The organism is Moorena bouillonii PNG (assembly GCF_001942495.1).
Classification (GTDB): domain Bacteria; phylum Cyanobacteriota; class Cyanobacteriia; order Cyanobacteriales; family Coleofasciculaceae; genus Moorena; species Moorena bouillonii.
Genome location: NZ_MKZS01000001.1, coordinates 1,160,335 through 1,171,809, shown reverse-complemented (window position 1 = coordinate 1,171,809; position 11,475 = coordinate 1,160,335). Strand labels below are relative to the sequence as shown.

Annotated in this window: 11 protein-coding genes; 6 read left to right on the top strand and 5 right to left on the bottom strand. The window is 43.7% G+C overall.

Annotated elements, in window-relative coordinates; all coding sequences use genetic code 11:
• Positions 1 to 220: 220 nt before the first annotated feature.
• Together BJP37_RS04810 and BJP37_RS04805 are read right to left on the bottom strand one after the other, a co-directional pair.
• Positions 221 to 1,618, bottom strand: a complete 1,398-nt coding sequence (locus tag BJP37_RS04810) for an LCP family protein (protein ID WP_075896905.1) — start codon at positions 1,616 to 1,618, stop codon at positions 221 to 223.
• A 234-nt stretch (positions 1,619 to 1,852) separates the two neighbouring features.
• Entirely contained in the window at positions 1,853 to 2,239 is a 387-nt protein-coding gene (locus BJP37_RS04805; RefSeq protein WP_075896903.1) for a hypothetical protein, read from the bottom strand.
• 360 nt (positions 2,240 to 2,599) lie between these two features.
• Here BJP37_RS04805 and iscB (BJP37_RS44865) point away from each other — a divergent pair, with 360 nt between their 5' ends.
• From iscB (BJP37_RS44865) to BJP37_RS04775, 6 genes are all read left to right on the top strand, one after another.
• Positions 2,600 to 3,061 carry an RNA-guided endonuclease IscB gene (iscB, locus tag BJP37_RS44865; RefSeq protein WP_438941499.1) on the top strand — a complete coding sequence of 154 codons (462 nt, stop codon included), beginning with the start codon at positions 2,600 to 2,602 and terminating at the stop codon, positions 3,059 to 3,061.
• A gap of 40 nt (positions 3,062 to 3,101) precedes the next feature.
• Positions 3,102 to 3,938: an RNA-guided endonuclease IscB gene (gene iscB / locus BJP37_RS44860; protein WP_438941498.1), complete on the top strand. Its 837-nt coding sequence runs from the start codon at positions 3,102 to 3,104 to the stop codon at positions 3,936 to 3,938.
• A 410-nt stretch (positions 3,939 to 4,348) separates the two neighbouring features.
• Positions 4,349 to 4,543, top strand: coding sequence for a hypothetical protein (locus BJP37_RS04795; protein ID WP_075896899.1), 195 nt, complete (start codon positions 4,349 to 4,351; stop codon positions 4,541 to 4,543).
• 396 nt (positions 4,544 to 4,939) lie between these two features.
• Positions 4,940 to 5,134 (top strand): hypothetical protein, encoded by a 195-nt coding sequence (locus BJP37_RS04785; RefSeq protein ID WP_075896899.1) that lies wholly within the window; start codon positions 4,940 to 4,942, stop codon positions 5,132 to 5,134.
• Between the two features lie 90 nt (positions 5,135 to 5,224).
• Entirely contained in the window at positions 5,225 to 5,848 is a 624-nt protein-coding gene (locus BJP37_RS04780; RefSeq protein ID WP_075896897.1) for a type I restriction enzyme HsdR N-terminal domain-containing protein, read from the top strand.
• Between the two features lie 942 nt (positions 5,849 to 6,790).
• Positions 6,791 to 7,570, top strand: coding sequence for a hypothetical protein (locus tag BJP37_RS04775; protein ID WP_075896895.1), 780 nt, complete (start codon positions 6,791 to 6,793; stop codon positions 7,568 to 7,570).
• 155 nt (positions 7,571 to 7,725) lie between these two features.
• Here the strand turns inward: BJP37_RS04775 and BJP37_RS04770 are convergent, their stop codons facing one another.
• From BJP37_RS04770 to BJP37_RS04760, 3 genes are all read right to left on the bottom strand, one after another.
• Positions 7,726 to 7,959, bottom strand: coding sequence for a hypothetical protein (locus BJP37_RS04770; RefSeq protein WP_075896893.1), 234 nt, complete (start codon positions 7,957 to 7,959; stop codon positions 7,726 to 7,728).
• Positions 7,960 to 8,524: 565 nt separating this feature from the next.
• Positions 8,525 to 8,746, bottom strand: a complete 222-nt coding sequence (locus tag BJP37_RS04765; protein ID WP_075896891.1) for a hypothetical protein — start codon at positions 8,744 to 8,746, stop codon at positions 8,525 to 8,527.
• A 129-nt stretch (positions 8,747 to 8,875) separates the two neighbouring features.
• Positions 8,876 to 11,038 (bottom strand): S-layer homology domain-containing protein, encoded by a 2,163-nt coding sequence (locus tag BJP37_RS04760; RefSeq protein WP_075896889.1) that lies wholly within the window; start codon positions 11,036 to 11,038, stop codon positions 8,876 to 8,878.
• Positions 11,039 to 11,475 lie beyond the last annotated feature (437 nt).

The window sequence follows — 11,475 nt, the reverse complement described above, 5'->3', positions numbered from 1 at the left end:
GTACGGTTTTGAAGACGAGTCAGTGGGGTGACTCACTGACTTAGTTTAATTGCCCCGGATAATACCGGGCATCGACTCTAACAGCTTTGACACTCCCGCATCGGTACGATTTATTCACTAACCTGTCTAGATCATATCGAAACAAGAGTGGAGCGCCACGGGAAAACCGCTGCCGCGTAACATCCTTGTAGAATCCCCCGTGTTTTAACCGGGGGAGATGTCAATGTGGATAATCCAGTTTCTGTAGCCAGTCTTGACCCAACTGAATGGTAATATCTGAGGAAAAAGCACCGGTGCTTTCCACCCGCACTTCCCCAAATCCCAAATAGTTACGGATAGTGGCAGCACTTTCATCGTCTCCCTGTTGGGCAATAATGCGAGTGGTGCGCAATGGTTCCCTAGACAATTTCTGATCAATACGAACATTCTTGTAGCCACCTCGGTTGAGGTTGCGGAGCATAGCTTTAGCGACTTCAGAAGAATCTGTAGTGTATTGAATCGCAATGCGCAGGGATGTGGAGTTGGCATTGGAGTAGTAGGTATAGCCTTGACCAAAGTGCTGAGCCACCATCTCCTGGATGCGGCGGTGGTTTGGCAACCAGTAACTGGCTTGTTTCTTGCCATCGTTACTAAATCGACCAGGCAGCATTAGCATTTGGACATTGGCTCGTTTAGTCTTGGTGGCAAAACCCGCTAATGCCACTAGCTCTTCTACACTTAAGTTGGTGTCAATGTGGGACTGAATAACTGAGAGGATTTGTGGGATTCGTGCTATAGTGCTAGGTTTTAGTGCCTGTTCTACCAAAGCCCTCATCAGCATTTGTTGCCGCTGAACTCGACCAATATCCCCATACTTGTCATAGCGAAAGCGCAGGAACTGCATCGCTTTATTACCATCCAGGTGCTGTCTACCTTTTTTGAGGTTGATATAAAGGTGTTGAGAGTGGTCGGTGTACTTCATGTCCTTGGGAATATAGACCGTAACTCCTCCCAAGGCATCCACCATTTTTTCCACACCCTGAACGTTTACTCGGATATAACGGTCAATGGGCACATCATCAAGAAGATCACTGACCGCCTTCGCTGTGAGTGCAGGCCCGCCAAAATAATTTGCAGCATTAAGCTTAATTTTACCATGTTTCTCAATACGAGTTTGAGTATCACGAGGCATGGAAAGAACTTTGACTTTTTCCCCGTCTGGGTCAAACCGTAGCAGGAGCATGGTATCTGACAAACCCTCTAAGGAATTGACCAGAGCGTGGTATCCCAGGTCTACTTCTGGGGGTTTATCTAGATCAGAGGTTAGGACTTTGATACCAAGAAATAAGATATTAACTGGTCGAGTCAACTCCGGCAAGTGCATGGTGTTGCTGGAGATGGTTTCCTCTTGGTTAAATACAGATTTCTCGTCCGGAGTCAGTTCACTTTGCAGCAAAGGGGTACTTGCCAGGGATACAGCTAGTATTGCACCTGCTGCCGCAGATGACATGGCCACTGCGGTAAAACCTAGCCAAAGCCAGAGCCAATTCCCTCGCTTGACTTTTACCTTTTTTCTGCGAACGGGGCGAGTAGGTCTTCTCACTACACGGCGTTTTCGATAAGTTCTTTGAACTGGCACTGGGCTTCCTCACACACAGGCAATAGGGATGGTATTGACAGAAGAAGACTATTCACTCCTGACCGGTTTCACATGGTTGACCTGGATCTTCCATCTTAAGGTTTAGTATTAATACTCTATAGCAGGTTTTATAACAGGTTGCTGCCTGATCAGGTAAATTTTCGATCAACCTTGCCCAATCCGTCAGTCAAAACCATCATTAGAGTACATTATTTCTTTTAGTAAACCCCTAAACTAGGACAAATACTTGCCCAGGATTCCTTCAGAGATCCGGCTAATCCCAGGCAAGCGTGGTGACTGGCGCTGCCATAAGCGCACCATCACAGCGAAACTGACCAGAAAATAGCCAGATGTCAGCATAGCATTGAGAAACAGCAAGCGTAATGTCCAAAATTCCGACAATTGTGCTCCTGCTGATAATAAACTGTACCCTAGCAACCAACCAAAGGCCAAGGTGACCGACAAGCGACTCACCGTTTTTTCCTCTCTGGTTCCCTGAGAGTGGTACAATGTCCACAGTGCTGGAAACAAGCCAAAGATGGGGACAAGGTAAATAAATAGCTGTAAGCGCTGAATATCTTGATTTTCGGTAGAATTTGTCTTTTTCACATTCTCTTTCATCCCCAGCTTGCCTTAATCATCGCTCAAAACCCATGACTTGGTGGTTTTCCCTCTTATCATGACATTTCCTAGTCGTTATTCACCAATGGCAATATAGTAATAGCAATAGGGCAGTCAATAACTCACCGCTAAGTCCTATGGGACTATAGCGGGAGCTTGTAGGAGCTCATAGTTGACCAGACTAAGACTTAGTAATGGTCTACGTTATTTGAGTCATAACACCTGTAGGTGCGTGCCAGCCTTCAGCTCTGTTGTTAACAATTAAACATCTGTAGAGAGTTAAGGAAGTGTTGTTAACCTCTCAAGCTCTTATAACATTGTCAAGGCAAACTTTACCCACGTTGTGGAGTGTTCAAAGTAATGCGAGTTTTCGTTTTAGATCAAGATAAAAAACCTCTGGATCCATGTCACCCGGCACGAGCTAGAGAACTACTCAAGAAAGGAAGGGCTAAAGTATTTAAGCGCTATCCATTCACTATTATCATGCAGGATAGGAGTGTTGATAATTCTGTAACTCATCCACACAGAATCAAAATAGACCCTGGTTCGAAAACAACCGGAATAGCTGTCATTCAAGAACAGACTGGACGGGTGACAGGTGCATTAGAAATTAACCATCGAGGACAAAACATCAAGAATTCTTTGGAGTCCAGAAGAGCCTTAAGGCGAGGTAGAAGAAGCAGGCAAACTCGTTACCGTAAACCTCGATTTCTTAACCGGAGACGCCCAGAAGGGTGGCTGCCTCCGTCACTAGCGATGCAGCGCGGTCTTGGGGGTTTCCCCCATGAGCGACTGCATCAAGACAATGAGTCGAATATTTAATATTGAGACCTGGGTGAGACGACTGAGGAAGTTGTGTCCAGTGACTGCAATATCTCAAGAGTTAGTGCGGTTTGATACTCAAAAAATGCAAAATCCAGAAGTGTCAGGAGTTGAATATCAATATGGCGAGCTGTATGGGTTTGAGGTGAAAGAGTACCTTCTTATTAAATGGGGACACAGTTGTGTCTACTGTGGTGCCATTAATACGCCTTTAGAAGTTGAGCACATTGTTCCCAAATCAAAAGGTGGCAGTAATCGAGTCAGCAATCTAACTCTTGCTTGTCGGTGTTGTAATCTCAGAAAAGGCAACGAACCGATTCAGAAATTTTTAAAGAAAAAACCAACAATTCTCAAAAAAGTATTAACTAAAGCAAAAACCCCTTTGAAAGATGCCGCAGCCGTCAACTCAACCCGTTGGGAATTATGGAGAAGACTAAAATTAACTGGATTACCCGTCGAGACAGGTTCGGGTGGATTGACTAAGTTTAATCGTAAGACTAGGGGTCTCGAAAAAGCTCACTGGATCGATGCTGCTTGTGTAGGTAAAACTACCCCTGGGAAAATATTACTAAACGGAATAAAACCACTGACAGTAACCGCTATTGGTCATGGTGTTCGTCAAAGATGCCGACCCAATAAATACGGGTTCCCAAAAGCTCATGCTCCTTCTGCTAAGTTTTTTAAAGGTTTTCAGACAGGAGATATCGTCAAAGCTAACATAAAAAAAGGAAAATACGCCGGGCAGTATACAGGTCGGATAGCTATTCGTTATCGTCCAAGTTTTGTACTAATGGTTCCTCAGAGAAAGATCGATGTTCATCCAAAATATCTAAAAACAATATTTAAGGCTGACGGCTATCAGTATGCGTCTAATTAATAACGATTCGCGCTTGGCCTATGGCCACGCATTCGCGTTCAATTTATTGACCTGCGGGAATTCCCCGGAGACGAAACCTGTTTATTGTGGAGCCTTTAGAGTCTAGTGGGCTATGCAGATGCATGGTTAAATCTTTTTTAATAGCGATGCAGAGGTGCGACCCGTGGCGAATTTAATTACGGGTCAAGGGCACCATTACGGTCTTGGGGAGGCAGCGCCGACCTGCGGGGGTCTCCACGGGGCAAACAGCGGTGCGGACGCAGGTTCCGCACACAGAACCCAAACCATGAGCGACTGCCGTGGTTTCCCCCACTCGCGCTTTGCATGGCTGACAAGGCTCCACTATCTTACGGTAACTTTAAACCCGCTAAAACTAACGTTTATAACGGGAGTCCCCTTCCCGTATTTAGATGGATAATCAACTAAGCTTCATTATCAAACTCGTCATCCTCTCCACGATAATTTCTGTTATTATTAAATATGTTGCTCCCAGTGTACCCATTGCCGCTACATCTGTTAATGGGTTGATTGGGATCCTGGCTCCAACTGTGATTTTAGCGATCGCATTAGTAGGTAGAGCCTTGAGCTATGGGAAGTCTAACTGACAAACTAGTGGTAAGCCCTAACTAGCTTTCGCGGTCGGCGATCATAGTTTTCCCGAGAAGTTAAGACATACCTTGGCTCAATCCTGATTGATGGTGAAGACGATAGCAGTAACAGAACTTAGCTTGCATGATGTGAAGGTTAAATTTAACCTGACCCCAGCAGAGGATGACCAATTTTTCCGAGAGTGGCAGGGGGGANAAAGGGTTAAATATTTGTTAATAGCGATGCAGCGCGGTCTTGGGGAGCCAGTGCGGTCTTGGGGGTCTCCCCCATGAGCAACTGGCGTGGTTTCCCCCACTCGCGCTTTGCATGGCTGACAAGGCTCCACTATCTTACGGTAACTTTAAACCCGCTAAAACTAACGTTTATAACGGGAGTCCCCTTCCCGTATTTAGATGGATAATCAACTAAGCTTCATTATCAAACTCGTCATCCTCTCCACGATAATTTCTGTTATTATTAAATATGTTGCTCCCAGTGTACCCATTGCCGCTACATCTGTTAATGGGTTGATTGGGATCCTGGCTCCAACTGTGATTTTAGCGATCGCATTAGTAGGTAGAGCCTTGAGCTATGGGAAGTCTAACTGACAAACTAGTGGTAAGCCCTAACTAGCTTTCGCGGTCGGCGATCATAGTTTTCCCGAGAAGTTAAGACATACCTTGGCTCAATCCTGATTGATGGTGAAGACGATAGCAGTAACAGAACTTAGCTTGCATGATGTGAAGGTTAAATTTAACCTGACCCCAGCAGAGGATGACCAATTTTTCCGAGAGTGGCAGGAGGAATTACCCGAACTTACCGACACTGAACGGCAGTCCTTAGAGCAAATTAAGGCTCACATGCTATACCTGGAACAGTACCCGATGGTGGAAGACATTGTCAAAATGGTAGTGTTGTCTCCCTTGTTAGGACTAGCGGGTTTTTATGGTTCTCCCTTTCACCTCAAGACAGAGGCCGCAATAGAAATTGCCGCTGTTGAGGAGCACGAAATCCTGCGAGGGCGTATTGATGTGTTGGTGCTACAAGAGCAGTTTTGGGTATTAGTGATTGAGTCGAAACAAGCTGGATTCTCTCTCAAATCAGCAATTCCTCAGGCATTGACCTACATGATGGCTAATCCTAATCAGTTGCGCCCTAGTTTTGGCTTGGTGACTAATGGTACTAATTTCCGGTTTTTGAAACTAACAAAATCCGGTATACCGATGTATGCTCTTTCCGATGAGTTTACCCTCTATCGTGGCAATGACTGGTATAATGTGCTTAGGATTCTCAAGCGCATTGCTGAATTGATCGTCAATTGAGTTTTAGTTGCCTTTTACCGGTTGTCACCCCTCATAACATTTGCTAAATTCGTTTTGGGAGACCAGTCCAGGACTGAAGGAGGGTTACAGCTATAGTTTGATAAGAAAAGTTAGAGCGGTTTTCACCCTTAATCGCCCCATAGCTGATTACGGGGTAAGCTGAGAACGAGCTGTTGCTGTAACCAACAGTTTGTTTACTATGGTCTATTTATTTGTTTATTTGTTTTAAAACTGCTACAATATATGCCCTCACAAAAGTAAAATCACTCTGGGAACTTGAGAGCGATAGGGCTGAGGTCACTGAGGAAACGAAGATGAAATCAGTGCAAAGTTTGTCGATTCCTAGGAAAAGGGGATAGGTGCATCTCATATTTGAAAATCTGGCGTTGCTGAATTAAGGAATGAATGCGCGATTATCTGGTTTTGTTAAAGCCCCCGTTGGTCCCCCAATTCTGGGGGACGCAAGAAAGTTTTGTTCCCCCCAAAATTGGGGGGCTAGGGGGGCAAAACCATACCCATAATCAGCAACGCCGAAAATCTTGCTAGTGGTGCGTTAGGGGAGCCCTCATTTTCGGCATCCTAGCCAGTTTTAGGACAGCCCGCCCGAAAATTGTAACGGGCAAGATGCCCATTCCACCCACCGTGTCAAACAGCAAACATGAGATGCACCCAAGGGGGTAGGGAGAATTAGAGCATAATTATTTCTGGGATCAGCTAATTAAGTAATTGATTATCAAAGTTAGAGGATATCTGAAAAGTTTTTTGATACTGAATTTTGCCCCCCTAGCCCCCCAATTCTGGGGGGAACAAGAATCTATTTGGTGGTAAAAGTCCCCCAAAATTGGGGGACCAACGGGGGCTTATATGTAGCAAATGAGACTTCTCAGACAACCTCTTAGATCTGATGGGTTCTTTCAAAATCATTAACCAAAATCATTAACAATGACAAGGCAATTCACTCCAGAAGAGATACCTGCTATTAAAATAGGGGCTGCCATTGCATATATTATTGTTTTATTTTTTAGTATTTGGTTTATTGAATCTACTGTTTGTGGCATTAGGGAAACAAAAGATAAACTTTCCTTACTCTTTGGTCTATTTGCTGTTTCCGCGATAGTTCCTTGGCTTTATACCCTAGTCATTAAGGGAAACTTGAGGCAGATGGAGCCCCGGGCTTCTCTTGAAAGGAAACGAAAAGATCAAACAGTAGCTTACCTCGTTGAAAACTTAGAAACATTGTTAAGCCAAACACCACAGGCTCGTGAAGTTCAGGATTTACTTAAAGAATTGCGGAGACAAGTACACAACCTTGCTACATCTCAGGAAAGGGCTGAAGCTCGTGATAAGGCCGTTAAGTGGGTTAAGAAAAAGTGGCTTAATAACCGGTGGAAAAGCTCCAAGATAGTTAGAGAAGCCGCAAGAATTGCTTTGGAGAACTTCAACAGGTTTCCAGAGCTTTCTAAAAAACAAAAACAAAAAATCATAGATGGTGTTAAGCAAGATATCAATGAGTGTATCAAGTGGCTTATTACTAGTTTGCGGTTTGGCAGAGAGCAAAATACTGACGGCTTAAAACGAAGCTTTATAATTAAGTCATCAGTTCGACCTTATGTTGTCGCTCTAGAATACATAAGAGATAGGAAACTGTCTGAGTACTGCAAGAATGATTTGGAGGGTGAAGAGGTTAGGAAATATATTGATTTCTTAATTGATGGTTTATAACCCCTAACTAATTTCATAGCTGGGTAAACTTAGTAACTTTTGGGATTAATTAAAACAAAGAGGATTCTCTATTATCAAGTTTAGAGAATCCTTTTTTTTCTTTTGGATTTAGAAGTTTGAATTGAGCAGCAATATTATCGGCACAATTCTAGGATTTAAAAAGTTTCTGAGCGCGGTGGTGGTGCCTGATAGATATTAGCTATTGCATCGGAATAATTATGAAGAATATCTAAGGCATGATTGACAGAATTTTTTGCACTTTCGATATCATCGATTACGGTTTGATCAACGTGGGATTTTCTGAGATATTTCTCAAGTTTAGATAAATTATGATAGATACTTATTAGTGTTTCTATGTCTGTCTGAACTGCATTGCGTCTATTCGGCATTTGTCACCTTCCAGCTTAGATAAAAATTGGTTCGTGTAACTAAAGAGTTACTAACCATTTCTCCATTGGAAGGCAAAGACTATCAGGACGATTATATTAACGGAAACGGCGTTAATTAATTGAAGTATTAATTTAGATAGTTTTATTTTATAAAAGCCCCCTAAATAACCAAATTTTTGGTTATTTGATAGTTTTGTTTACCCCAAAATTGGGGGGCTAGGGGGGCATAATTATACCCATAAATCTGCCTTAATCAACTTTGATTTAATCGAAGTTGGGGGATTTATAGCGGTTTGTAATTAAACTAACTACAATACTAAACAGTAGTCAGTAGCCAGGATTTAGGACGCTACTTAACCTGGAGGCAAACCGCTATATTTTTGTTTCACAAACTCAAAGCGGTTTGTAATTAAACTAACTACAATACTAAACAGTAGTCAGTAGCCAGGATTTAGGACGCTACTTAACCTAGACACAAACTACTAGAGTTTTGTTCCACAAACTCAAAATTGGATCTAAAATATGGGAACTAAAGCCCCATAACGCTTTCAGAGATGGCTTTCTCCTAGTTTGACAAAAGAGGGTCATAGCTACCTTGGTATGTGCTGTAGATGCGATATCCCGGTAGTACCAGTGCTAACCCACTAAAGCCATGGATAGTCCCTGGATAGTTTTCTTCTGGAGCAACCCCACCAATGCGAAAAGATAATGGTCCAAGCCAAAGGTAGAGACCAGGAATTAATGTATCCATGCTGTAAGCGATCGCGTAGCGGCTCCATTGGACCATCGCGTAGCGTGACCGTAGGTCAATCACTGATAATTATGGCGCTATACAAAAAAAGCCTGCACTCAGCAGGCTACCGATGTTTTCAGAAAGATTTAGTTGATCTAACCCCGGTCAGATCCAAACCATAAATCAACCAACGACAATGTACTCACTATTCACAGCAGCAGTTAGTGTGCCCTGATCCAGCAAAGCCTGATAAACCATCGCAGCTACCTCACCACGAGTGGCCTCACGCACGGGATTGAGTTTCCTCTGGTCAGGGGAATTGACCACAATCAGTTTTTTAGTAGCGGTTATTACTTGATCTGTGGCATAGCTGGGAATATCTCCTTTGTCATCATAGAGATCTAAAGCATTGGGATCCGATTCTTTTAAACCCAAGCCATTTACTAAGGAAACAATCACATCCGCTCGCTTAACATTATCGGCTTGTCCGAAGTTGCCATTAGCGTAACCAGATAGGAATCCACCACGATAGGCTTTTTGAATCGCATCCTTAGCCCAAGACCCATCACCGACATCTTTGAATTGCTTGGCCTCCCTTTTCGCTGGAGGGTTAAACGCTTTGCTAATCAAGGCCGCATATTGAGCACGGTTGATCTTATCGTTAGGTTTAAAGTTAGTGTTATCAACACCTGAAATCATACCTTCTGCCAACAATCCCTGAATAAACTCTTTCGCCCAGTGGTTTTGAATGTCTGCGAATGTGGGTATCCCGTCGTCGTCAAATTTGACAATATATTGATTGTTAATGGCGCTGACTTTGTTAGCATCCACCAAGGCTTGATAAACCATCGCAGCTACTTCAGCACGGGTGGCATTGCGAGTGGGGTTGAGTTGCTTGATATTGCTGTGATTTACGATAATTTCTTTTTTGGTTGCGGTTTTGACAGCCTCAATGGCGTAGGTAGGAATGGAACCGCTGTCATCGTAGGCTTGTAACGCATTGGGGCTAGAAGCCGTTAAGTCTAACCCATTGACCAGTGAAACAATGATTTGGGCACGCTGAACCTTGTCTGTGGGTTTGAATTTCCCCCCAGGGAAGCCAGACAGGAATCCACCACGATAGGCTTGTTTAATCTTTTCGTAAGCCCAATACTTGGAATCAACATCAGTGAAATCCTTGGCTGCCCTTTCAGGTTGAGGATCGAAAGCGTTGACTAACAAGGCCGCATATTCAGCACGAGTCATGGTTTGGTTTGGCTTAAAGCTGCCATCATTGAAGCCACTAACGTATCCTTTAGTGTACAATCCCTCGATGAAATCCTCTGCCCAATGACCGGCAATATCAGTTAACTTTTTCTTTTCTCCATCAGTGTCTTTATCCCCATCAGTGTCTTTATCCCCATCAGTGTCTTTATCCCCATCAGTGTCTTTATCCCCATCAGTGTCTTTATCGGGATCATCAGGCCCAATAACGATCGCGTCCTCAATTGAAACTGGACCACTGGCTTTTGTGGCAACTAACTCATTACCAACTGAAATCAGCTCAACCTTGGTGTAATTTTTTAAATCAAACTCACCGTTGTTACGCAGTGCGTTTCTCCCTGGGTCTCCTGCGGTTCCCAAATCTGGCAAACCCTTCCCAGAAACTGACAGACCAAATCTTTCGTTGTTTTCAATCCGATTCCCACGCAGTATCGGTCGAGCGTCCCCAGAAACCACTATCCCAAAGATGTTTTGAGAGGTTGTGTTATCCACCAGCCTGGGCGCTGCATTACCATCAACAGCAATGCCATTACCCATTTTTATACAGGTATTCCCTTGGATGTTCCCTTTGGCATCCCTGGTAATCGATATCCCTTGACCCTCTATACCACTACCAATGAAATTATTATCTTTAACGTCTGGTGTGGCTTCACCTGTGACATTAACCCCTTCACGATTGCACTCTTTAAAGGTACAATTAGCAACCATAGGGCTACCAGACTCAATCCAGGCACCAGTACCTCGGCGCTCACGATTGGTCATGGTTACTCCCCTGAGCTCGGTATCCTTAGCTAGGATCAGGGTCACGTTTTGACCACCACCGAAACGGGTGTTGAACAATCCGTTGCCTTCAATTAAGATATCCTTGCCTTTGTTTGCTTCATCCCCTATAATTTTTACACCAGAGGGAGCTTTCAGCGGAAAGGTTTCACCACTGCCAGTATTATAAGTACCAGGTTTTAGTTGAATCTGGTCACCCGATCCAGCTGAATCAAATGCTTTGGTAATAGTTTTAAAGGGCGTAGATTCGCTACCATCAGCGCTATCACTTCCAGTAGCTGGATTGACGTATAGAGTTGCCATAATTTAGGATTACCCAAAACGCTTAAGAACACAGCAAAACGGCGGTGTCACCCATCAGAGGGTTCACCACTTGCTAATTTCCTGAGCAGGAGGCTAGCATTCTTTAGAAATACTCTTAAGAATTGTTACCTAGATAGTGTGCCTGCTTTTACTGCCTATATCTCACAGTTTAAGCTCGATTTTCATTAAATGTCCATATTAATTAATCCTTACTCTTTAGCCCTTAGTCTTTAGCTAAGACCGCGAGAAGCCCCACAACGAAAATGCGCAGCATGAGTGTGGGATGAATCGCGGAGCTGGAACTTTGATCAACAGCCTGAAAAACGTTATACTAAAAATAGTAGGGAAAACAAATTAAGAGCTAACCGCCACCTACGTGCTTAAAAATAGAACTTATTGTATTGTTCCGGTGCGGAGGGGCATCCCGTGTCGTCAAT